The 21,374-nt window shown below is 71.4% G+C and carries 21 protein-coding genes and 2 riboswitches; of the genes, 11 read left to right on the top strand and 10 right to left on the bottom strand.

Annotated elements, in window-relative coordinates; translation table 11 throughout:
• The first annotated feature begins 150 nt into the window (after positions 1-150).
• Together FFS51_RS06415 and FFS51_RS06410 are read left to right on the top strand one after the other, a co-directional pair.
• Complete coding sequence (locus FFS51_RS06415; RefSeq protein WP_137877805.1) at positions 151-717, top strand: alpha/beta fold hydrolase; 567 nt, start codon at positions 151-153, stop codon at positions 715-717.
• Positions 684-1,061 carry a YchJ family protein gene (locus tag FFS51_RS06410; RefSeq protein ID WP_349303920.1) on the top strand — a complete coding sequence of 126 codons (378 nt, stop codon included), beginning with the start codon at positions 684-686 and terminating at the stop codon, positions 1,059-1,061. Before FFS51_RS06415 ends, FFS51_RS06410 begins: the two co-directional genes overlap by 34 nt.
• A gap of 17 nt (positions 1,062-1,078) precedes the next feature.
• Here the strand turns inward: FFS51_RS06410 and FFS51_RS06405 are convergent, their stop codons facing one another.
• The 3 genes from FFS51_RS06405 to adhP all read right to left on the bottom strand — a co-directional run bounded on the left by FFS51_RS06405 (position 1,079) and on the right by adhP (position 3,287).
• On the bottom strand, positions 1,079-1,762 hold the full coding sequence (locus FFS51_RS06405; RefSeq protein WP_137877803.1) for a hypothetical protein: 684 nt from the start codon (positions 1,760-1,762) through the stop codon (positions 1,079-1,081).
• Positions 1,763-1,795: 33 nt separating this feature from the next.
• On the bottom strand, positions 1,796-2,146 hold the full coding sequence (locus FFS51_RS06400) for a hypothetical protein (protein ID WP_137877802.1): 351 nt from the start codon (positions 2,144-2,146) through the stop codon (positions 1,796-1,798).
• A gap of 70 nt (positions 2,147-2,216) precedes the next feature.
• Positions 2,217-3,287 (bottom strand): alcohol dehydrogenase AdhP, encoded by a 1,071-nt coding sequence (gene adhP, locus FFS51_RS06395; RefSeq protein ID WP_431463295.1) that lies wholly within the window; start codon positions 3,285-3,287, stop codon positions 2,217-2,219.
• A gap of 196 nt (positions 3,288-3,483) precedes the next feature.
• Here adhP and FFS51_RS06390 point away from each other — a divergent pair, with 196 nt between their 5' ends.
• From FFS51_RS06390 to FFS51_RS14955, 3 genes are read left to right on the top strand one after another with little or no spacing between them, the layout of a single operon-like run.
• Positions 3,484-3,966, top strand: coding sequence for a fluoride efflux transporter FluC (locus FFS51_RS06390; RefSeq protein ID WP_249352669.1), 483 nt, complete (start codon positions 3,484-3,486; stop codon positions 3,964-3,966).
• A complete protein-coding gene (gene crcB / locus FFS51_RS06385) occupies positions 3,963-4,343 on the top strand; it encodes a fluoride efflux transporter CrcB (protein ID WP_137877801.1) in 381 nt (126 codons plus the stop codon). The genes FFS51_RS06390 and crcB overlap by 4 nt, the downstream gene beginning before the upstream one ends.
• 38 nt (positions 4,344-4,381) lie before the next feature.
• A complete protein-coding gene (locus FFS51_RS14955; RefSeq protein WP_268768859.1) occupies positions 4,382-4,513 on the top strand; it encodes a hypothetical protein in 132 nt (43 codons plus the stop codon).
• Between the two features lie 62 nt (positions 4,514-4,575).
• Here FFS51_RS14955 and FFS51_RS06380 read toward each other — a convergent pair whose 3' ends face one another.
• Complete coding sequence (locus FFS51_RS06380; protein ID WP_137877800.1) at positions 4,576-6,042, bottom strand: DHA2 family efflux MFS transporter permease subunit; 1,467 nt, start codon at positions 6,040-6,042, stop codon at positions 4,576-4,578.
• 119 nt (positions 6,043-6,161) lie between these two features.
• On the opposite strand from FFS51_RS06380, the gene FFS51_RS06375 reads away from it, so the two are divergent.
• Positions 6,162-6,803, top strand: coding sequence for a DUF1345 domain-containing protein (locus tag FFS51_RS06375; protein WP_056207288.1), 642 nt, complete (start codon positions 6,162-6,164; stop codon positions 6,801-6,803).
• A gap of 7 nt (positions 6,804-6,810) precedes the next feature.
• Positions 6,811-8,751 carry an ABC transporter ATP-binding protein gene (locus FFS51_RS06370; RefSeq protein WP_431463297.1) on the top strand — a complete coding sequence of 647 codons (1,941 nt, stop codon included), beginning with the start codon at positions 6,811-6,813 and terminating at the stop codon, positions 8,749-8,751.
• Positions 8,752-8,754: 3 nt separating this feature from the next.
• On the opposite strand, the gene FFS51_RS06365 is transcribed toward FFS51_RS06370, so the two are convergent.
• From FFS51_RS06365 to FFS51_RS06340, 6 genes are read right to left on the bottom strand one after another with little or no spacing between them, the layout of a single operon-like run.
• Positions 8,755-9,699: a glycosyltransferase family 2 protein gene (locus FFS51_RS06365; protein WP_045248706.1), complete on the bottom strand. Its 945-nt coding sequence runs from the start codon at positions 9,697-9,699 to the stop codon at positions 8,755-8,757.
• Positions 9,696-10,841, bottom strand: a complete 1,146-nt coding sequence (locus FFS51_RS06360) for a cysteine desulfurase family protein (RefSeq protein WP_045248707.1) — start codon at positions 10,839-10,841, stop codon at positions 9,696-9,698. Before FFS51_RS06360 ends, FFS51_RS06365 begins: the two co-directional genes overlap by 4 nt.
• The gene (gene nadC / locus FFS51_RS06355) at positions 10,838-11,698 is read right to left on the bottom strand and encodes a carboxylating nicotinate-nucleotide diphosphorylase (RefSeq protein ID WP_045248708.1); all 861 of its coding nucleotides are present in this window, start codon (positions 11,696-11,698) and stop codon (positions 10,838-10,840) included. Before nadC ends, FFS51_RS06360 begins: the two co-directional genes overlap by 4 nt.
• Complete coding sequence (nadB, locus tag FFS51_RS06350; protein WP_048808842.1) at positions 11,692-13,248, bottom strand: L-aspartate oxidase; 1,557 nt, start codon at positions 13,246-13,248, stop codon at positions 11,692-11,694. The genes nadC and nadB overlap by 7 nt, the downstream gene beginning before the upstream one ends.
• The gene (nadA, locus tag FFS51_RS06345) at positions 13,245-14,597 is read right to left on the bottom strand and encodes a quinolinate synthase NadA (RefSeq protein WP_045248709.1); all 1,353 of its coding nucleotides are present in this window, start codon (positions 14,595-14,597) and stop codon (positions 13,245-13,247) included. The genes nadB and nadA overlap by 4 nt, the downstream gene beginning before the upstream one ends.
• Positions 14,594-15,391 carry an NUDIX hydrolase gene (locus FFS51_RS06340; RefSeq protein ID WP_048808843.1) on the bottom strand — a complete coding sequence of 266 codons (798 nt, stop codon included), beginning with the start codon at positions 15,389-15,391 and terminating at the stop codon, positions 14,594-14,596. Before FFS51_RS06340 ends, nadA begins: the two co-directional genes overlap by 4 nt.
• A gap of 109 nt (positions 15,392-15,500) precedes the next feature.
• On the opposite strand from FFS51_RS06340, the gene FFS51_RS06335 reads away from it, so the two are divergent.
• The 4 genes from FFS51_RS06335 (at position 15,501) to gcvP (ending at position 21,336) form a co-directional block, all read left to right on the top strand.
• Positions 15,501-16,679, top strand: a complete 1,179-nt coding sequence (locus tag FFS51_RS06335) for a MarP family serine protease (protein ID WP_045248710.1) — start codon at positions 15,501-15,503, stop codon at positions 16,677-16,679.
• 45 nt (positions 16,680-16,724) lie between these two features.
• A riboswitch (glycine riboswitch) is annotated at positions 16,725-16,821 on the top strand.
• Positions 16,822-16,931: riboswitch (glycine riboswitch) on the top strand.
• A 45-nt stretch (positions 16,932-16,976) separates the two neighbouring features.
• Positions 16,977-18,101 carry a glycine cleavage system aminomethyltransferase GcvT gene (gene gcvT, locus FFS51_RS06330; RefSeq protein ID WP_137877799.1) on the top strand — a complete coding sequence of 375 codons (1,125 nt, stop codon included), beginning with the start codon at positions 16,977-16,979 and terminating at the stop codon, positions 18,099-18,101.
• The gene (gcvH, locus tag FFS51_RS06325) at positions 18,098-18,478 is read left to right on the top strand and encodes a glycine cleavage system protein GcvH (protein WP_045248712.1); all 381 of its coding nucleotides are present in this window, start codon (positions 18,098-18,100) and stop codon (positions 18,476-18,478) included. The genes gcvT and gcvH overlap by 4 nt, the downstream gene beginning before the upstream one ends.
• Positions 18,475-21,336, top strand: coding sequence for an aminomethyl-transferring glycine dehydrogenase (gene gcvP, locus FFS51_RS06320; protein ID WP_137877798.1), 2,862 nt, complete (start codon positions 18,475-18,477; stop codon positions 21,334-21,336). The genes gcvH and gcvP overlap by 4 nt, the downstream gene beginning before the upstream one ends.
• The last annotated feature ends 38 nt before the right edge of the window (positions 21,337-21,374 follow it).

The raw sequence follows: 21,374 nt of genomic DNA, 5'->3' as shown, positions 1-21,374 counted from the left end.
GCGCGCCGAGACGCCCTCGCGCACCCGACCCCGCAGCGACGCAGCGATTGGCGAGTCTGGCCTCCGCCCGGGAGACTGGACTCACCGCCGCACATCGCCGATCGGCGACGTCGCGCTCCGCGGCGCAACTGACGTGAGAGGACCCTCGACATGGCCGCCACCCAGACCTTCGACCCCGACGCGCGCGCCATCCCGTTCGCCGAGGAAGGCGTCGGGCCTGCCGTCGTGCTCATCGCGGCCCGTGGCCTCACGATCGACTACCTCAGCCCCCTCAGCCACTCGCTCGCCACCGAGGACTTCCGTGTCGTGCGCATCGGCGCCCGTCACGACGCGGATGCGGCGGCCCCGACTGACCGCGCGCAGGATGTCGTCGACCTGCTCGACCACCTCGCCATCGACCACGCCTGGATCGGCGGGCATCGCGACGGTGGCACCGTCGCCCGCTTCGTTGCCCTCGACCACCATGACCGCGTGAACGGAGTGCTGCTGCTCGGCGTCGAGGACGGCGACCTGCCCGCCCCGGCCGACGGTGTGCCGGTGCTCGTCATCCAGGGCACCGCGGACACCATCACTCCCGTGGCCAACGGCGAGGCGCTGCGCGCGCAGGCCCCGGGTCTCGTGAGCGTCGTGCCCGTCGAAGGCGGCGGTGACTTGTTCCCCACCACACACGTCGGCGCCACCTCGTGGGCGATCGAGGACTACCTCGACTGGGACTGACGGTGACCAACGCCCCGGGCGGCCGGATCGAACCGCGCACGGCGGAGGAACTGATGCGATCGCGCTTCGCCGCGTTCCGTGATCGGGATGCCGCGTGGCTGATGCGTACGTGGCATCCGTCGACGGTGCCCGACGTGCTCGACCTCGACGACTCGCCCCGCTGGCGCGGGCTGCAGATCGTCGACAGCGTCGCGGGCGGCCCGGACGACGCACACGGTGTCGTCGAGTTCCGCGCCACCTACGTCGACGCGGATGGCACCCTCGGCGTGCTGCACGAGCGGTCACGCTTCGTTCGCGACGGCGAACGCTGGTTCTACGTCGACGGAGATCTCTTCGCTGGGTGAGGGATCGGTACGTCTTGTCAGATGTCCGAGTAATCGTTCCCGTTGGAGTCGATGTACTGCACTCGGCCGTTCTTGGTCTCCACGCCCAAGAAGGCCTTTCCTACCTGTCCGGGATGAGTGAGCGACGTCGTGCCATCGACGGGGACGGCGTCGAAGGCGAAACTCTCGAATGTATCCGTGCCGTTGCCGTACGTGTAGTCGCTGATTCCGCCCGCCGCGACGACGTGCGTGACCGTGTCACCGACGCTTACTCCGTCGGGTGTCGTGAGGACAAGGCCGTTGGAGGCGGCGGCAGAGAATTGCATCGAACACGTCCCGTGGTCGTTGAGCGCCAGCGCGACGCCGGACCATGTGACGACCGTGCCCGAAAACGGGCTCGGCTGAGGGGTGCGCTTCTGAGCGCCGAGGTACTGCGTTGCGATGGCTTCGACTGACGCGCAGTCCGTGAACGAGGCGGTTGCGAGTGAGGCGCCGCTGGTAGAGCTGACAGTGAGTTCCGTGCGGCTGAGCTCGATCTTCCCGGCCACCGGACTGGCGGACGGCGACGCCACTGGACTCGCGGTTGGGCTCGAGGCGAAGGTAGTCGGGTTCGAAGCGATCGGTTCGCTGGATACGCCACTGCATCCGCTCAGGGCGGCGACCGACGCGAGCGCGACGATAAGGAGAGCGAACGTCCGAGAATCGGATCTGAACGACGTCATAGCATCACCATAGGGCGCCGATAGCCGAAGTTCTCACCCCTCCCACCCGAACGCGTTGAACCAGTCCGCGCGCCTCGACGCCTCGCGATCCGACCGTGCCCCGCGGAAGGCATCGTGACGCCATAGTGTGCCCGCATCGGTCAACCGTACGAAGCCCAGGCACTCCGGGCAGAGGGCTCGTCCTGCGGGAAAGCCATCGTCGATGAGGGGCGCGGGCTGCGCCGCGCAGCCCGAGCCGCGGCATCCGGGCTCGTCCTGCTCGCGATCCGACCACATCAGCGAGGTGCCGTTCCGGTTGTGCAGCCCCGCGTGTCCGATGGTGCGCGTGCACACCGCGCCGTCGCGTCGGCTGAGGCACCAGCGGGTCGGGGGAGTGTCGGTCACCTGGCCACTGTAGGCGGGCAGCGGAAGGGCGGGGCCGCCGCGCGACCCCGCCCACGACCGGATGCCGCGGTCAGTACTTCATGACGATGCGGCCGTCGATCTTGCCCTGCTCCATGCGCTCGAACACCTCGTTGATGTCGTCGAGCGACTCGACGGCGATCGTCGGGTGAATCTCGCCGCGCGCGTAGAAGTCGAGGGCCTCGATCATGTCCTGGCGTGTCCCGACGATCGAGCCGCGGATGGTGATCGCCCGCAGCACGATGTCGAAGATGTTCGCGGGGAAGTCCCCCGGGGGAAGCCCGTTGAACACGATGGTCGCGCCGCGACGGGCCATTCCGAGTGCCTGACCGAACGCCTTCGGGTGCACAGCGGTCACCAGCACGCCGTGGGCGCCGCCGGTGAGCTCCTGCACGGCAGGTCCCGGGTCGGTCGTCGCCGCGTTGACGGTGACTTCGGCACCGTGGGTGCGGGCGAGCGCGAGCTTCTCCTCGTCGATGTCGACCGCAGCGACGCGCATGCCCATCGCCCGGGCGTACTGCACCGCGATGTGGCCGAGACCACCGATTCCGGAGATCACCACCCACTCGCCGGGCTTCACCTCGGTCATCTTCAGACCCTTGTAGACCGTGACACCCGCACACAGGATCGGCGCGACCTCGTACGGGTCGGAACCCTCGGGAATTCGCGCGGCGAACCGCTCGTCGACGAGCATGTACTCGCCGAAGCTGCCGTCGACGGAATAGCCGCCGTTCTGCTGCTCGGGGCAGAGGGTCTCCCAGCCGGTGCGGCAGTACTCGCACACGCCGCACGCGCTCCACAGCCACGCGTTGCCCACGCGGTCGCCGACCGAGAGGGATGTCACGCCCTCGCCCAGTGCGACGACCTCGCCGTAGCCCTCGTGACCCGGGATTAGATTCGCCTTCGGCGCGACCGGCCAGTCGCCGCGCGCCGCGTGGAGGTCGGTGTGGCACACGCCGCTCGTGATCACCTTCACGAGTGCCTGGCCGGGACCCGGAGACGGGATCGCCACGTCTTCGACGACCAGCGGTTGGCCGGAGGTCGTGACCACCGCGGCGCGCATGGTGCCGGTGGGCACGGTGCCGCGATCGAGGTTCGGACGGGCGTCGGTGAGAATCGACATCGTCATCACTCCTTCGTGTCGGGGAACGGCCCCGGACCCCTTCCGAGGTTCCGTGATCCCCGTCGCGCTGTCGACGCTACGCCGGGGCCCGTTGCATGCCGTTGCCGCATGTTGCGGCCGAGGTTCGTGCGCGAGGGGCGGTGGTGACGGGCGTAGATTGGGCGGGTCGGCCGTCCGGCCGGGAACCGGAGGGCGAGTGAGTTCGCAGCGCGACAGCCACAGCGAGCTGCCGCTCGATCCCGACACCGACGACATCGCGGTCGTCCCGAGGCCGCTTCACCTGCGGCCCGTCGCGGTCGGTCTGGTGGCGCTCGGCGGCGCGATCGGTACGGGGGTCCGCCTCGTCGTGTCCGCCGCCATCCCGGTGGAGTGGGGCATCCCCTTCGGCATTCTCGTCATCAACGTGACCGGTGCCTTCGTGCTGGGACTGCTGCTCGAGGTGCTCGTGCGTCGCGGCGACGACACGGGGGCGCGGCGCGGCATCCGTCTCTTCGTCGGCACGGGCGTGCTGGGCGGCTACACGACCTACAGCACCTTCGCCGTCGGTGCTGAGGGGCTGCTGCACACCGATCTGACCGCGAGCCTCGTCTATGGCGTAGTGACGGTCGTGGTGGGTGGCGCCGCGTCGATCCTCGGCATCGCCGCGGGGGCGGCGATCATGCGGAGGGCCCGCGCATGACCGTCATCTGGCTGTGGGTCGCGACGATGGCTGCCGGAGGCGTCGGAGCGGCGCTGCGTTTCGTCGTCGACGGCGCGGTCAAGGCACGGTGGCGGCATCCCTATCCGCTCGGCACGTCTGTCATCAACGTCACGGGCTCGTTCGTGCTCGGGTTCGTCGTGGCGGCCGCCGCCGGGCGCGTCCTGCCGGTCGAGGTGAGCATGATCGGCGGCACCGGGCTTCTCGGGGGCTACACGACGTTCAGCACGGCGAGCTTCGAGACAGTGCGCCTCGCGCAGCAGCGTCGATGGGGATGGAGCGTCGCGGCAGGGTTCGGCCAATTGGTCGCCTGCGTCGCGGGCGCGGCGCTCGGCGCGGTGCTCGGCGCGCTCGTGTGAGCGGAGCCCGAGGCCCGCAACAGTCGTACGATGGAGCGATGTCCACGACGCAGACGTCTTCTGACGACACCGTGACGGATGCCGCGACCCCCGGGCCGCAGTTCCTCAGTCTTCTCGGCGACGCCGACGCAGCCCCTTCGTGCTGCGGTGGCTCCTGCAGCATCGGCTGAGACCGCCGAACGATGATGCCGACCCGGTGACCCGGGTCGGCAGCTGTGCGATCACTCGCAGGTCAGTGCCCGACGCCCGGCATCTCGATCGTGTCGGCCGGCTTGCGCACCATAAGCGCGCCGACGATCGTGAGAATCGACACCGCCGCCGCGAAGACGAACGCCGTGTGCGTGCCCGACGCCCACGCCTCGTTCGGCGATGCCCCGTTGGCCGACGCGTTCGCGGTGGACGTCGCCATCAGGGTGACCAGCACCGCGACACCCGCGGCGCCGGCGACCTGCTGCACGGTCGAGAGGATCGCGCTGCCGTAGGCGTAGAGGTGCGGCGGGAGAGACCCGAGCGACGCGGTGAACAGCGGCGGGAACGACAGTGCGAGGCCGACGAACATCACCGTGATGATGGGCAGCAGCACCCAGATGGAGGTGTTCGCGTCGACGAAGGTCAGGCCCCACAGCACGGCGATCACGATCAGCGCGCCCGGGATCAGCAGAACGCGGGTGCCCCACTTGTCGTAGATCGCGCCGATCAGCGGACCGGTGAGTCCCATCAGCAAGGAGCCCGGCAGCAGCAGGAGTCCCGTGGTGAGCGCATCGGCGCCGACGGCGCGCTGCAGGTAGAGCGGCAGCACCGTGATCGCGCCGAAGAACGCGAAGGAGAGGATCGTGAACTGCAGGAGCGAGATCGTGAAGTTGCGGTAGCTGAAGACGCGCAGGTCGAGCAGAGCCCGATCGTCGCGCTGCAGACGCAGCTGGCGCAGCACGAGCAGCGTGAGCGCCACGACGCCGACGATCAGCGAGATCCACAGGGTGGCCGACGGGCTCGATGCCGCTCCGCCCTCGCCGCCGATCTGGCTGAGGCCGTAGACGAGGCCGCCGAAGCCGAAGGCGGACAGCACGACGGAGAGGGCGTCGATGCGGGCGTGCGACTGCTCGCCGACGTTGCGGATCCACAGCGCGCCGACGACGAGTGCGACGATCGCGATCGGCAGCACGACGCCGAAGATCCAGCGCCAGCCGAGCGTGTCGAGGATGACTCCGGCCAGGGTGGGGCCGAGGGCGGGCGCAAGCGCCATGACGATGCTGACGCGACCCATCATGCGACCGCGCTCGTGCGCCGGCACGACGGTCATGAGCGTCGTCATGAGCAGCGGCATCATGATCGCGGTGCCGGACGCCTGAATGACGCGCGCGACCAGCAGCACTTCGAAACCGGGAGCGAGGAAGGCGACCAGGGTGCCGAGCGAGAAGAGGCTCATCGCCGTCACGAAGATCACACGTGTCGTCAGGCGGCGCAGCAGGAAGCCGGTGATCGGGATGACCACGGCCATCGTGAGCATGAAGGCGGTCGTCAGCCACTGTGCGGCGCACGCCGTGATCGAGAGGTCGTCGATGAGGTGGTCGATCGCCACGCCCATCGTGGTCTCGTTGAGGATCGCCACGAACGCGGCACCCAGGAGCAGCCAGATGACGCGCTGCGCCTGAGGCGTGATGGATGCCGGTGCGGAGGGGATGGTGTCGGTGGATGCCATGGGCGTTCCTCGTCTCGGGGCTGTGGGCGGGGACGTCATCGTCGAGAGTGCGACGGGCGTGTGATGAGCGTAACGGTGGTCACAGACATCCCATTCCCGACTGGTGGCACGATGAGTGCATGGCAGATTCACGACAGCTCGCCTCGGTGCGGGTGCGGGCGGTCGTGTCGATCGTCGCGGGCCTGGCGGGAGGGATCGTCGTGGGCCTGTTCCAGGGGTGGGCGGCCGGCATCCTCTCGGCCTGGGCGGTGCTCGCCATCGTGCAGACGACCTGGGTGCTGGTCGCGACGTGGTCGATGGATGCGGCGGACACCCGAGCGCACGCGACGGCCGAGGACCCGGGTCGACGCACGGCCCGGCTGATCGCCGTCGTCGGCAGCCTCGTCAGCCTGGGCGCCGTCGGCGTGGTCGTGGTCGAGGCGCGCAATGCCAGCGGGTGGGAGGCGTTGGCCCTTGCCGGCATCAGCGTCGTCAGCGTCGCGGCATCCTGGCTGCTCATCCAGGTGGACTACATGCTGCGGGTCGCGCACGTCTACTACACCGAGCCGATCGGCGGCATCCAGTTCAACCAGGACGAGCCGCCGATGTACACCGACTTCGCCTACTTCGCCTTCGGGCTCGGCATGACCTACCAGGTCGCCGACACCAACGTGACGACCAACGAGGTGCGGCGCATCGTGATCGCGCAGACCATGCTCGCCTACCTCTTCGGCGCCGTGATCCTCGCGACGGTCATCAACCTCGTCTCGAGCCTCGGGTGACCCGCTGATGGCGATGGGTATGGGCCACGGAGGCGGTGGCGGCGGCATGGGCATGGGGATGGCCAACGGCATGGGTCCGCGGCCGGCGGGCTTCCGCGGGGTCGACCAGGACGCGCAGCGCAGGGCGAACGCGTCGGCGCCGAAGATCGCCCACCTCGGGCGCCGGGTCGCCGAGCTGTTCCGGCCGTATCGCGCGCGCCTGGCACTCACGATCGTCGCCGTGCTGCTCGGTGCGGCCGTCGCGGTCATCCCGCCGCTGATCGTGCAGCGCATCTTCGACGACGCCCTGTTCCCGACCGCCGGAGGCGGACCCCGCATCCCGTTGCTCGTCGAGCTCGTCTCGATCACTGTCGCGCTCTTCCTGCTCTCGGCGGCGCTGAACTTCTGGCAGACGTGGCTCACCGCCACCGTCGGAAACGCCGTCACCGGCGACCTGCGCGTGCGCATGTTCGACCACCTGCAGGCCATGGAGTTGGCCTTCTTCACCCGCACCAAGACGGGCGTCATCCAGTCGCGTCTGCAGAACGACGTCGGCGCCGTGTCGTCGGTGCTCACCAACACCGTGACGAGCGTGCTCGGCAATACGGTGACGGTGGTCGCCTCCATCGTCGCGATGGTGCTGATCGACCCGCGCCTGACGGTGATCGCGGTCGTCCTGATGCCGGTGCTGGCCGTCGTGCAGCGGCGGGTCGGCCAGGTGCGCGCGCGCATCGCCGGCCAGACGCAGGAGTCGCTCTCGGAGCTGACCGCCATCACGCAGGAGAGCCTGAGTGTGAGCGGCATCCTGCTCTCGAAGTCGTTCAACCGTCAGGGCGACGAGCTGGGGCGCTTCCGCGAGGAGAACGCCAACCAGGTGCGCCTGCAGGTGCGACAGGCGATGAGCGGACAGGGCTTCTTCTCGCTCGTCGGCGTCATCATGGCGAGCGTGCCGGCCGTCATCTACCTGGTCGCGGGCCTTCTGATCGGCGGCGGGGCCGACACGATCACGGCGGGCACCATCGTCGCGTTCGCCACCGTGCAGGCCCGGCTGCTGCAGCCGCTCATGGGCCTCATGCGCGTGACCCTCGACCTGCAGACCTCGGGCGCGGTGTTCGCGCGCATCTTCGAGTACCTCGACCTCACGCCCGCGATCCGCGACCGGCCGGGGGCGATCGGCGTCGCGGAGGCGCCGGGCCCGCGCGGCGAGGTGCGCTTCGAGGGGGTGTCGTTCCGCTACCCCGACTCGTCGAGCGAAGCGCGCCCGACGCTCGACGACGTCTCGTTCACCGTCGAGCCCGGCCAGCACGTCGCATTCGTCGGGCCGTCGGGGGCCGGCAAGACCACGATCCTCTACCTCACGCCGCGGCTCTACGAGGCCACGGGTGGCACGGTGCGGTTCGCGGGCGCCGACGTGCGCGACCTGCGGCACGCCGCGATCATCGACGACATCGGCATCGTGTCGCAGGAGACGTACCTCTTCCACGCGACCATCCGTGACAACCTTCGCTACGCGAAGCCGGAGGCGACCGACGCCGAGCTCGAGGCGGCCTGCCGCGCGGCCAACATCCATCACGTCATCGAGGGCTTCGAGCACGGCTACGACACCGTCGTGGGCGAACGCGGGTACCGGCTGTCGGGCGGTGAGAAGCAGCGCATCGCGATCGCGCGCGTGCTGCTGAAGGATCCGCCGGTGCTGCTGCTCGACGAGGCCACCTCGGCACTCGACACGGTGTCCGAGCGCATCGTGCAGGAGGCCCTCGACACCGCGGCGCGCGGGCGCACGACCATCACCGTCGCGCACCGGCTGTCGACGGTCATCGCCTCCGACGTCATCCACGTGGTCGAGCGCGGTCGCATCGTGGAGTCGGGCACGCACGAGTCGCTGCTCGCGGCCGGTGGGCTCTACGCGGCGCTCGCCGCCCAGCAGCTCGCGGCGGTCACCGACCTCGACGCGGACAGGCCCGTCTGAGCGTCACCAGGTCGCGGCGACGGATGCCTCGCGGCCGTCCTCGCGCTCGCTGCTGCGCGCGGTGAGCGCACGGGTGAACTCTCCGAGGGCGCGGCGGTAGGCGGCATCCGGATGCGTCTCGGCGATGCGCGCGAGACGCGGCACATCCATCGTGAGCATCAGTCGCACGCGGGCGTCGGCGGCGGCGTGCTGACCCGCGTCGTCGAGCACGGCCAGCCCCGCGGCCATCGCGTCGAGGCAGTCCCGCAGCACCCCGAGCGTGCTCTCGTGCTGGGTGATGGAGGTTCCGTCGGCCCGCTCGCGCCACTCCACGATCACGTCGGGAACCGTGTCGAATGCGCGGGCGAGCGTGTACATGCGCTGCGCGACCTGCTGGTCCTCGTAGAGGCGTCCCTCAGGAAAGCGCAGCCCGGTGCGTTGCCAGAAGTCGGCGCGGGACACTTTCGACCAGGCCACGATGTTGCCGGATGCCTCGGGGTGCTCCGCGAGCGTCACGCCGCGGCGGGCGGGCGCGGTCGCGGCGCTCACCCAGGGCTGCACGGGTCCGCTCGCATACCCGCCGCCGGGTTGCGGGCGCAGGCGCACGTAGGCGCCGATCGCGAGATCGCTGCCGGATTCCTCGAGCGTGCCGAGCATCGTCTCGAGGGCTGCGGGGGTGTAGCGGTCGTCGGAGTCGAGGAAGGCGACGTACGGCGTCGTGACGGCGTCGAGACCGGTGTTGCGCGCGGCGGCGAGGCCGCGCTGACGGTGGTGCGTGATCACCTCGAAGCGATGGTCGGATGCCGCGGCCGCCGCGTAGATCGCCCCGGTCGCATCGCTCGAGCCGTCGTCGACGAGCACCGCACGCCAGTCGTCTCGGGTCTGCGCACGCAGCGAGGCCAGCGCCTCATCGGCGTAGGCGGCGACGTCGAAACCGGGAACGATGACGGTCACCGCCGGGGAACTCACCCGGCCGATCCTACGGCGGCCACGGCGGAGGTGAGCGCGTTCGCGAGATATTGGGGGTCGATGTGACCGTGATGGTCGAACGTGAACCGCACGGAGGTCTGCGCGACGACCGGGTCGACCCCGAGGGCGAGCAGCACGTGCGAGGGCTCGTCGCTGCCCGCGGCGCATGCCGAGCCGCTCGAGGTGACGACGCCGCGGCGTTCGAGCTCGAGCAGCACTGCCTCGCCGCTCGTGCCGGCGAAGGTGAAGCTCGCGGTGCCGGGCAGTCGATGCACGGGGTCGCCGGTGAGGCGCGCCTGCGGCAGCCGCACGAGGGCGGCGGCGACGAACTCGTCGCGCAGCGCGGCGACGCGCGCGGCAGAGGCCTCGCGCTCGGCCTCGGCGAGCTCGAGGGCGGTTGCGATCGCCACGGCGCCCGCGACGTTCTCGGTGCCGCTGCGCCGCCCGCGCTCCTGCCCGCCGCCGTGCAGCAGCGGCTCGACGGGAACGCGCCCGCGGATCGCCGCCACCCCGGTTCCCTTCGGCGCACCGAGCTTGTGCCCGGCGATGACGAGCGCGTCGGCGCCCGTGCCGGCGAGAGGCAGCCACCCCGCGGCCTGCACGGCGTCGAGGTGCAGGGGTACGCCCGCCGTGCGGGTCGCTGCGGCGAGGGCCCCGGCATCCTGCACGGTGCCGATCTCGTTGTTCGCGTACCCGATGCTGACGACCGCGGTGTCGTCGCGCAGCAGGGCGGTGAGCTCCGCTGGGTCGACGCGTCCTGTCTCGTCGACCGGCACCAGGTCGACGTCGAACCCGTGCACCCGGCGCAGGTAGCGCGCCGACTCGAGGATCGACTCGTGCTCGATGGGAGTCGTGATCACGTGGCGCGCGCCGCGCGCGGATGCCGCGGCGATCGCGATGCCCTTGAGGGCGAGGTTGTTGCCCTCGGTGCCGCCCGAGGTGAACGTGATGTCGCCCGCGCGCATGCCGAGCACCGCGGCGACCCGGCGCCGCGCGTCGTCGAGCGCGCGGGCCGCCGCATCGCCGAGCTCGTGGTGGCTCGACGGGTTGCCGAACACGCTCGTGAGGAACGGTGCCATGGCCTCGAGCACCTCGCGGCGCACGGGCGTGGTCGCGGCGTTGTCGAGGTAGAGCCCGCTCATCGCCCGAGGTCGATGCGCAGGTCGAGCCCGAGGTCGAGCGCGCGCGCCGAGTGGGTGAGCGCGCCGACCGAGATGACGTCGACACCGGTCTCAGCGATCTGCCGCACGGTGTCGAGGCTCACCCCGCCGGACGCCTCGATCCGCGCCCGTCCGGCGACGGTGGCGACACCCTCGCGCAGCTGGTCGACGGTGAAGTTGTCGAGCATGATCGTGCCGATCCCCGCCGCGACGACGGCCTCGATCTGGTCGACGCGGTCGACCTCGACCTCGACGTGCGCGGTGTGGGGGAGCCTCGCGATCGCCTCGCGGAGCGCGTCGGTGAGATCGGCCCCGGTCGCGGTCAGCACGCCCAGATGGTTGTCCTTGGCCATGACCGCGTCGGACAGCGAGAACCGGTGGTTGTGCCCGCCGCCGGCGGCCACCGCGTGGCGCTCGAACGCACGCAGCAGCGGGGTCGTCTTGCGGGTGTCGACGATGCGCGCACCGGTGCCCGCGATCGCGTCGACGTAGCGTGCGGTGAGGGTGGCAATGCCCGACATGCGCTGCGCGAAGTTGAGCCCGATGCGCTCGGCGGTGAGCACGCCCCGCGCCGGCCCGGTCACCGTCGCGAGCCGGCGTCCGGCGATGAACCGGCCGCCGTCGGCGACGTGCAGACCCACCTCGATGGCCGGGTCGGTCAGCCGGAAGGCGGCCGCGAACACCTCGCCTCCGGCGAAGACGCCGTCCTCGCGCGCGACGAGGTCGGCTGTCGCGACCGCGTCGGCGGGGATCAGCGTCTCGCTGGTGAGGTCGCCCCACGGGGCGTCCTCGTCGAGCGCAAGCGTGACGATGCGGTCGATGGTGCGGGCGGTCAGCATGCGACGACCTCGGTGACGGATGCCGCGGCGTCCGCCGCTGCGGCCGGGTCCGCGTCGGCGCGGAAGTGCGCCCCGACCGAGACAGTGCGCGCACGCGCAGCCGCGACGAGCGCGACGGCGACCTGCAGCAGGTTCTCGTCCTCGCATCCGGCGACCGACGATGCGGCGGCGTGCGGCAGCGACCACGCGGCGAGCACGGATGCCGCTCGCGCGAGCCCGCGGTCGTCGCGCACGAGACCGGCGTGCTGCCACAGCAGCTCCTGCAGCGCGGCGCGCGTGAACGGTGGGGCGTCGGCGGCGGGCGCGGCGGTCTCGAGCGGTGCGGGCGCCGCCGGGAGTGCCGGCGCGGGCCACGCGGCATCCGCGTCTGTGGTCAGAGCCGCCGCGGCGCGCGCGCCGAAGACGGCGCCCTCGAGCAGCGAGTTCGAGGCCAGTCGGTTCGCGCCGTGCACCCCGGTGCGGGCCGTCTCGCCGACGGCGTAGAGGCCGGGCAGGGTGGTGCGGCCGTCGAGGTCGGTCACGACGCCGCCCATGAGGTAGTGCGCCGCGGGCGTCACCGGGATGGGTTCCCGCGCCCAGTCGAGGCCGCGCTCGCGCACGGCGGCATCGATCGTGGGGAACCGTCCGGCGAGGAAGGCGGCCGTGCCGGGTGCGTGCAGCCGGGTCGCGTCGAGCGCGACCGGCGCGCCTCCCTGCGCCGCCATGCGGGCGGCGATCGCCCGGGCGACGACGTCGCGCGGGGCCAGCTCGCCGTCGGGGTGCGCATCGAACGCGAAGCGCCGGCCGTCCTGGTCGATGAGGGTCGCGCCCTCGCCGCGCACGGCCTCCGACACGAGGAACGCGTCACCGGTGGCGAGCACGGTCGGGTGGAACTGCACGAACTCGAGATCGGCGACAGCGGCCCCCGCGCGCAGAGCGGCGGCGATGCCGTCGGCCGTGGCGACCACGGGGTTGGTGGTGTGCGCGAAGAGCTGGCCGGCGCCGCCGGTCGCGAGCACCACGGCATCGGCGTGAATCGTGCGGCGGGCATCGCCCTGCTGCAGCTCGACGCCGCTCACACGCCCGTGCGCGACGACGAGGTCCACGAGGAACGCGTGCTCGACGATCTCCACACCCGACGCCCGCACGGCCGCGACCAGCGCCCGCTCGATCTCGGCACCCGTCGCGTCTCCCCCCGCGTGCAGCACGCGGGGGTAGGAGTGCGCGGCTTCGAGTCCCTTGCGCAGCGACCCGGCGGCATCCCGGTCGAAGGCGACGCCGAGCCCGATCAGCTCGCGGATGCGCGCCGGCCCCTCGGTCGCCAGCACACGCACGGCCGCGGGGTCGCCGAGGCCCGCGCCGGCGGTGAGGGTGTCGGCGATGTGGTCCTCGACGCTGTCGTCGTCGAACATGACGCCCGCGATGCCGCCCTGGGCGTATCGGGTGTTCGCGTGGGCCAGCTCGTCCTTCGTGACGAGGGTGACCCGCACCCCCACGCGGGCGGCGTCGCGCGCGACGGTGAGACCCGCGATGCCGCTGCCGACGACGACGGCGTGGATGCTGCGGCTCACCGCGCGCTCCCCGGCGTCTCGACGCGTCCTGCCGGCGGCTTCGCCGCGAGCATGCGCTCGAGCGCGATGCGGGCGGGGTCGGCGACGTCGCCCGGCACCGTGATGCGGTTGACGACCTCTCCCGCGACCAGGGACTCGAGTGTCCAGGCGAGGTAGCCGGGGTGGATGCGGTACATCGTCGAGCACGGGCACACGACCGGGTCGAGGCAGAAGATCTCGTGCTGCGGGTGCTGGGCGGCGAGGCGCTGCACGAGGTTGACCTCGGTGCCGATCGCGAACGTCGTGGGCTCGGTCGCCGCCTCGATCGCCTTGCGGATGTAGTCGGTCGATCCGGCCTCGTCGGCCGCATCGACGACGTCCATCGGGCACTCGGGATGCACGATCACGCGCACGCCGGGGTGCTCGGCACGCGCCTTGTCGATCTGGGCGACCGAGAAGCGACGGTGCACCGAGCAGAACCCGTGCCAGAGGATGACGCGGGCATCCGCGAGCTCGTCGGCGTTCGAGCCGCCGAGGGGACGGTTCGGATTCCACATCGGCATCTGCGCGAGGGGCACACCCATGGCCTTGGCCGTGTTGCGGCCGAGGTGCTGGTCGGGGAAGAACAGCACGCGGCGTCCGCGCTCGAACGCCCACTCGAGCACCGTGCGCGCGTTCGACGACGTGCAGACGATGCCGCCGTGGCGGCCGACGAATCCCTTGATCGCGGCGGACGAGTTCATATAGGTGACCGGGATGACCGGCACGAGCCCGTCGGCGTCCGCGGCATCCATGTCGCCGTAGATCTCAGCCAACTGCTCCCAGCACTCCTCGACCTGATCGATGTCGGCCATGTCGGCCATCGAGCAGCCGGCGGCGAGGTTCGGGAGGATGACGGCCTGGTCCGCTCCGGAGAGGAGGTCGGCGGTCTCGGCCATGAAGTGCACGCCGCAGAACACGATCGCCTCGGCGTCGGGGTGGGCTTTCGCGGCGGTCGCGAGCTGGAACGAGTCGCCGACGTAGTCGGCGTGCCGCACGACCTCCTCGCGCTGGTAGAAGTGGCCGAGTACGACGACGCGGTCGCCGAGCATCTGCTTCGCCGCACGGATGCGGTCATCCAGATCGGCCGGGTCGGCGTCGCGGTACTCCTGCGGCAGCGAGCCCTGGCGGGGTGACCCGGTGGGGATGACGTCACCCATCGAGGCACCGGGCCCGTAGCCCTCGCTCACGTCGAACGTCCACGGGCCGGCCGCGAGGTCGGTCGTGCAGGTCGCGTCGGCGGATCCGCCGGAGACGAGCGACTGGATGACGTGGTCGACCGACGGATCGATCTCGTCGCGCGGGCGCAGGGCGATGTTGACGGCGCTCATCGCGCCTCCTTCGGGGTGTGCGGTGTGGCTGACTGTTCGCGAGAAGCGGGCGGGGCGGTGCCGAGCGGCCCGCGATCGGAGAGCTCGACGTCGTGGTTGTACCGGTACAGGCGCGCCGGTCGATGGCTGCCCGTGCGGAAGTCGTCGGTGGGGATGAGGGTTCCGGAGCCCTCCACCTGGCGGCGGAAGTTGGCAGGGTCCAGGCGGCGCTCGAGGATCGCCTCGTACACCTCGCGCAGCTCAGCGAGCGTGAACGATCCGGGCAGGAAGCCGTGGGCGATGCGGCTGTAGCCCACCTTGTTGCGCAGGCGCCACAGGGCGTAGTCGACGATCGCGTTGTGGTCGAAGGCGAGGGTCGGCAGGTGGGCGGCGTCGAACCACTCGACGTTCTCGGGGGCGTCGCCGGCGGCGAGGTGCGCGGCCAGCTGAGCGTCGACGTCGTCGGAGCGCAGCAGCGCCCAGTAGACGATCGAGATGACCCGCGAGGGGGAGCGGTCGATGGCGCCGAAGGCGTAGAGCTGCTCGAGGTAGCTCGCGGCGAGGCCGGTCGTCTCGCCGAGGGTGCGGGATGCCGCATCCTCCAGCTCCTCGTCGGCGTCGAGCCATCCGCCGGGGAGGGCCCAGAAGTCGCCGTACGGGTCACGGGTGCGGCGCACGAGCGGCAGGGAGAGCACGGGCAGGTCGCACCCGTCGGGCCGCCGCAGGGTGAAGATCACGGTCGACACGGCGACGCGCGTCGGGTCCGACGGGGACGGTGCCGACGCGGCGCTCTCGGAACGGATGGTTAGTGTCATGATGACCAGAAGCGATCTTAGAGTCTCGATGACTCGAAGGCAAACCGGGACGATTCCCAGCGGATCCGTCGTACCGTGAGACATCCAGGCGGGGGAGGAGGAGGCATCCATGTCGCTCGTCGTCGATGTGATCGCGGTGCTCCTGCTCATCGGCGCGCTCGCCGGTGGCATCGCCCGGGGTCTTCTCGCGAGCGCCGGTGCACTGCTCGGCGTCGTGGCGGCGGGCGCCGCCGCGTGGTGGCTGCTGCCGCTGCTGTCGGGCGTTGTGCCGTGGTCCCAGTGGCGCGGACTCATCGTGCTCGCGGCGGGCATCGCGCTCCTGTTCGCGGGCGGCACGCTCGGCGGCGCCATCGGCATGCGCCTGCGGCGCGGCGTCGACCGCCTGCGCCTCGGCATCGTCGATCGCGTCCTGGGAGGCGCGCTGAGCGTCGTCGTCGCCGCCCTCGCGATCTCGCTCGTGGGGCAGAGCGTGGTGGTGACGGGCACGCCCGTGCTCGCCCCTGCCGTCGCGTCGTCGACGGTGCTGCGCACGATCGACGATCTCACCCCGAGCCCGCTGTCGCAGGCCCTCGCGCAGCTGCGCCAGGGGGTGCTCAGCGACGGGCTGCCGCAGTTCGGGGCGCTGCTCGACGGAGCCGCCACCGCACCCGCCGCCGCCCCGATCGACCTCGCCGACCCGGCACTCAACGCCGCCGCGCAGTCGGTCGCCCGTATCTCGGGCACGGCCTATGCGTGCAGCGAGACCTCCACGGGATCCGGCTTCGTGATCGCTCCGGACCGTGTCGTCACCAACGCGCATGTCGTCGCCGGAGTCACGAACCCCATCGTGGAGCTCCCGGGTCGCGCCGCCGTCGAGGGTCGCATCGTGTACGACGATCCGCACAACGACATCGCGGTCATCGCGACCGACGGGCTGGATGCCGCAGCCATCCCGCTCGGCGCGACACTCACCGCCGGCGCCGCCGCCGTCGTGCAGGGTTATCCCTATGGCGGCCCGTTCACGTCGGGGAACGCCTCGGTCACGAGCGTGGGAGAGGCGCGGGTGCCCGACATCTACGGGAGCGGATCGGACGTGCGCGACATCTACGCCCTGGACGCCGTGGTGCGGCCCGGCAACTCCGGCGGGCCGCTCCTCGACGCGTCGGGACGGGCTGTGGGCATCGTCTTCGCCCGCAGCGACAGCGACCCCAACGTCGGCTACGCGATGACCACCGCCGAGCTGACCTCGGTGGTCGCCCAGGCGGAGAGCATGCAGCAGACCGTGTCGTCGGGCGCCTGCATCCGCTGAGCGCACCGGTGCCGCTAAGCTGGCCGCACAAGTCAACAAGGCCCCGTGACCGTAGCGGGAGAGCTCCGTCGCAGCCGGCGACGGGCACCGAAGGAGCAAGCCTCCCCGCCAATCTCTCAGGTAGCCGTACCGCCCCGGTCGGGCCGCTCTGGAAAGCGACGCATACGCGTCCGCCGACGGTGAAAGCCGCGGCATCCGACTCTGTGACGGATGCCGCGAGCAAGCTCTCAGGCCGATGACAGAGGGGGAGTTCGAGACCGTCGATTGACGGTCGCCCGCCCCTGCACGGGAGAACTCATGACCGACCCCACCTCCACATCCCGCACGACGGCGCTGCACGCCCGTCACGACGCCCTCGGTGCCTCGTTCACCGACTTCGGCGGCTGGCTCATGCCGGTGCGCTACTCGTCCGATCTCGCCGAGCACCGCGCGGTGCGCGAGGCGGCGGGCCTGTTCGACATCTCGCACATGGCCGAGTTCGACGTCGTCGGCGCGGATGCCGGCGCCTACCTCGACGCCGCGCTCGCCGGCCGCCTGTCTGCCCTCGCGATCGGCAAGGCGAAGTACTCGCTGCTGCTCGCCCCGTCGGGCGGCGTCATCGACGACCTGATCGTCTATCGACTCGCCGACGAGCGGTTCCTCGTGATCGCGAACGCGGGCAACCGCGGGCCCGTCGCCGCGGCGCTCGCCGAGCGGGTGGGGGAGTTCGCGGCATCCGTCGCCGACGTCAGTGACGACTATGCCCTGCTGGCGGTGCAGGGCCCGCGCGCCGTCGAGGTGCTCGCCGCCCTCGACGAGTTGACGGATGTCGCGCCCCCGGTCGCCGACCTGAAGTACTACGCGTGGTCGCGGGCGCGCGCCTTCGACGCCGACGTGCTGGTGCTGCGCACCGGGTACACGGGTGAAGACGGCTTCGAGCTCCTCGCCCCCGTCGGCATCGCGGCGCGGCTCTGGGACGCCCTCCTTGTCGCGGGCGAGCCGGTCGGGCTCGTGCCCGCCGGGCTCGCCGCCCGCGACACGCTGCGCCTCGAGGCCGGCATGCCGCTCTACGGCCACGAGCTGACGCTCGACACCCTGCCCGCGCAGGCCGGTCTCGGCCGCGTGCCCGTGCTCGACAAGCCCGACTTCGTCGGAAAGGCCGCGCTCGAGGCCGCCGACCCCACCGATCGCCCGGTGCTCGTCGGGCTGGTCGCCGAGGGCAGGCGCGCCGGCCGCGCCGGCTACGAGGTGCGCACGCCCGACGGCGACGCGGTCGGAGAGATCACCTCCGGCGCGCTCAGCCCCACGCTCGGACACCCGATCGCACTCGCCTACGTCTCGCCCGCGCACGCCGCCCCCGGCACGGCTCTCGCGATCGACGTGCGCGGCACTCTCATCCCCGCCACCGTGACCACCCCGCCCTTCTATCGGAGGAACGCATGACCGACCGCGACGCACTCAAGTACACCGCCGAGCACGAATGGGTGCTCATCGAAGGGGATGTCGCCACCTTCGGCATCACGGACTACGCCGCCGAGAAGCTCGGCGACGTGGTGTTCGTCGAGCTCCCCGCCATCGACGGCACGGTGACCGCCGGCCAGGTGTGCGGCGAGATCGAGTCGACGAAGTCGGTCGGCGAGCTCTACGCGCCCGTGTCCGGCCGCGTCATCGAGGTGAACGGCGACGTCGACAGCGACCCGGCGCTCGTGAACGCCGACGCCTTCGCGGCGTGGCTCGTGCGGGTCGAGCTCGATGGTGAGGCGATCGAGGGGCTCCTCGATCGCGCCGCCTACGACGAGCTCACCGGCGGCGCTGCGTGAGCGACGCCTTCCGCTCCCGCCACATCGGCACGGCGGGCGACAGCGCACGCCTCGCGCAGACGCTCGGCTACGCCGACGCCGATGCCGTCGTGCGGGTCGCGGTGCCCGACGCCATCCTCACCCCTCGCGAGACGCTGGCGGCCCTGCCGTCCGCGGCCACCGAGCAGGAGACGCTCGCGGAGTTGCGCGGGCTCGCTGCGCGCAATCGGGTGCTGCGACCCATGATCGGGCTCGGCTATTACGACACGAACACGCCGTCGGTCATCGCGCGCAACGTGTTCGAGAACCCGTCCTGGTACACGGCCTACACGCCATACCAGCCCGAGATCTCCCAGGGTCGCCTCGAGGCGCTCATCAACTTCCAGACGATGGTCGCCGACCTCACCGGGCTCGACACGGCCAACGCGTCGATGCTCGACGAGTCCACGGCCGTCGTCGAGGGCATGCTGCTCGCGCGCCGCGCCTCGAAGTCCCGCTCGACGGTGTTCCTCGTCGACGCCGACGCACTGCCGCAGACCAAGTCGCTGCTGGCGCACCGTGCCGCCGCGGTCGGCATCGACCTGCACGAGACGAGCTTCGACCAGTCGCCGCCGCCCGCCGACATCGACGTGTTCGGCGCGTTCATCCAATACCCCGGGGCATCCGGCCGCGTGTGGGACCCCACCGAGGCCATCGCCGCCGTGCAGGCCGCGGGCGGAAAGGTCGTCGTCGCGGCGGACCTCCTCGCCCTCACCCTGCTGCGCTCGCCGGGATCTCTCGGCGCCGACGTGGCGGTCGGCACGACCCAGCGCTTCGGCGTGCCGCTCGGCTTCGGCGGACCCCACGCCGGCTACATGGCGGTGCGGGCGGGTCTCGAGCGCCAGCTTCCGGGTCGCCTGGTGGGTGTGTCGCAGGATGCCGCGGGCCACCCCGCCTACCGGCTGTCGCTGCAGACGCGGGAACAGCACATCCGGCGGGAGAAGGCGACGTCGAACATCTGCACCGCGCAGGTGCTGCTGGCGGTCATGGCCTCGATGTACGCCGTGTATCACGGCCCCGACGGCCTGCGGGAGATCGCCCGGGCGGTCGCCGCCCGCGCCTCCTCACTCGCGGACGCGCTCACGTCGACCGGCGCCGAGCTCGTGCACGACGCGTTCTTCGACACGGTGCGCGTGCGCGTGCCGTGCCGCGCGGCGGCGATCGTGGCGGACGCGCACGGCCGCGGCATCCAGCTGCTTCTCGTCGACGACGACACCGTGGGCGTCTCGGTCGATGAGACCACCACCGCAGCCGACCTCGACGCGGTCGTGCAGGCGTTCGGGGGAGCGGCGGGCGCGGCGCGCGCCGGCGCGCTGGGTGTTTCCGCGCACCTGTCGGCATCGCTGTCGCGCATCGACGAGTTCCTCACGCACGAGGTGTTCCACGCGCACCGTTCCGAGACGCAGATGATGCGGTACCTCAAGAGCCTCGCCGATCGCGATTACGCGCTCGACCGCGGCATGATCCCGCTCGGCTCGTGCACGATGAAGCTCAACGCGGCCACCGAGATGGCGGCGGTCTCGTGGCCCGAGTTCGCGAAGATCCATCCGTTCGCGCCCGCCGAGGACGTCGAGGGCTACCTCGAGCTGGTCACGCAGCTCGAGGGCTGGCTCGCCGAGCTCACCGGCTACGACGCCGTCTCGCTGCAGCCGAACGCCGGCTCGCAGGGCGAGCTCGCCGGGCTCCTCGCGATTCGCGGCTACCACCTGTCCCGCGGCGACCTCTCGCGCACCGTGTGTCTCATCCCGTCGTCCGCACACGGCACGAATGCGGCATCCGCGGTGCTCGCCGGCATGAGCGTGGTCGTGGTCGCGTGCGACGATGCGGGCAACGTCGACCTCGACGACCTGCGCGCGAAGATCGCGCTGCACGCCGATGCGCTCTCCGCGCTGATGATCACCTACCCGTCGACCCACGGTGTGTATGAGCACGACGTGCTCGCGATCACCCAGGCGGTGCACGACGCGGGCGGTCAGGTCTACATCGACGGTGCCAACCTCAACGCGCTGCTCGGATTCGCGCGGTTCGGTGACCTCGGCGGCGACGTGTCCCACCTGAACCTGCACAAGACGTTCGCGATCCCGCACGGCGGGGGCGGCCCCGGAGTCGGGCCCGTCGCCGCCAAGGCGCACCTCGCACCGTTCCTGCCGTCGCACGGCCAGGCGCAGCGCCACGAGCACGCCGGCGGGTTCACCTTCGACGGCGGAGCGATCTCCGCGGCGCCCTACGGTTCCGCCTCGATCCTGCCCATCTCGTGGGCATACGTGCGGATGCTGGGGCCCGAAGGGCTGCGCGACGCCACCTCGCACGCCGTGCTCGCCGCCAACTACGTCGCTCAGCGCCTGCGGTCGCACTATCCGGTGCTGTACACGGGCGAGAACGGGCTCGTGGCGCACGAGTGCATCCTCGACCTGCGGCCGTTGCGAGACGAGACCGGCGTGACCGTCGACGACGTCGCGAAGCGGCTGATCGACTACGGCTTCCACGCGCCGACCATGTCGTTCCCCGTCGCGGGCACGCTCATGGTCGAGCCGACCGAGTCGGAGGATGTCGCCGAGCTCGACCGCTTCATCGAAGCGATGATCTCCATCAAGGCGGAGGCGATCGCCGTGGGCGCGGGCGAATGGCCCGCCGACGACAATCCGCTCGTGAACGCGCCCCACACGGCGCAGGCGGTCATCGCGGGGGAGTGGGAGCATCCCTACTCGCGGGAGTTGGCGGTCTACCCCGTGGCATCCCTCGTGCGCGGCAAGTACTGGCCGCCGGTGCGCCGCATCGACAACGCCTTCGGCGACCGCAACCTGGTGTGCGCCTGCCCGCCCGTGGAGGCGTTCGCCTGACCGCTGCGTCGGCGCGGCCGCGGCCGCGGCTGCGGCCG

It is taken from the genome of Microbacterium sp. 4NA327F11 (genome assembly GCF_005503465.1).
Classification (GTDB): Bacteria; Actinomycetota; Actinomycetes; order Actinomycetales; family Microbacteriaceae; genus Microbacterium; species Microbacterium ginsengisoli.
Note: the sequence above shows the minus strand (reverse complement) of the source record. Positions and strands in the feature narration are given on the sequence as shown.

Excerpts from the sequence above, each read along its gene's own strand:
- FFS51_RS06415 (WP_137877805.1), top strand. The coding sequence starts at position 151 with ATGGCCGCCACCCAGACCTTCGACCCCGACGCGCGCGCCATCCCGTTC.
- FFS51_RS06405 (WP_137877803.1), bottom strand. The coding sequence starts at position 1,762 with ATGACGTCGTTCAGATCCGATTCTCGGACGTTCGCTCTCCTTATCGTC.
- adhP (WP_431463295.1), bottom strand. The coding sequence starts at position 3,287 with ATGTCGATTCTCACCGACGCCCGTCCGAACCTCGATCGCGGCACCGTG.
- crcB (WP_137877801.1), top strand. The coding sequence starts at position 3,963 with ATGACCGTCATCTGGCTGTGGGTCGCGACGATGGCTGCCGGAGGCGTC.
- FFS51_RS14955 (WP_268768859.1), top strand. The coding sequence starts at position 4,382 with ATGTCCACGACGCAGACGTCTTCTGACGACACCGTGACGGATGCCGCG.
- FFS51_RS06380 (WP_137877800.1), bottom strand. The coding sequence starts at position 6,042 with ATGGCATCCACCGACACCATCCCCTCCGCACCGGCATCCATCACGCCT.
- FFS51_RS06375 (WP_056207288.1), top strand. The coding sequence starts at position 6,162 with ATGGCAGATTCACGACAGCTCGCCTCGGTGCGGGTGCGGGCGGTCGTG.
- FFS51_RS06370 (WP_431463297.1), top strand. The coding sequence starts at position 6,811 with ATGGCGATGGGTATGGGCCACGGAGGCGGTGGCGGCGGCATGGGCATG.
- FFS51_RS06360 (WP_045248707.1), bottom strand. The coding sequence starts at position 10,841 with ATGAGCGGGCTCTACCTCGACAACGCCGCGACCACGCCCGTGCGCCGC.
- nadC (WP_045248708.1), bottom strand. The coding sequence starts at position 11,698 with ATGCTGACCGCCCGCACCATCGACCGCATCGTCACGCTTGCGCTCGAC.
- nadA (WP_045248709.1), bottom strand. The coding sequence starts at position 14,597 with ATGAGCGCCGTCAACATCGCCCTGCGCCCGCGCGACGAGATCGATCCG.
- FFS51_RS06340 (WP_048808843.1), bottom strand. The coding sequence starts at position 15,391 with ATGACACTAACCATCCGTTCCGAGAGCGCCGCGTCGGCACCGTCCCCG.
- FFS51_RS06335 (WP_045248710.1), top strand. The coding sequence starts at position 15,501 with ATGTCGCTCGTCGTCGATGTGATCGCGGTGCTCCTGCTCATCGGCGCG.
- gcvT (WP_137877799.1), top strand. The coding sequence starts at position 16,977 with ATGACCGACCCCACCTCCACATCCCGCACGACGGCGCTGCACGCCCGT.
- gcvH (WP_045248712.1), top strand. The coding sequence starts at position 18,098 with ATGACCGACCGCGACGCACTCAAGTACACCGCCGAGCACGAATGGGTG.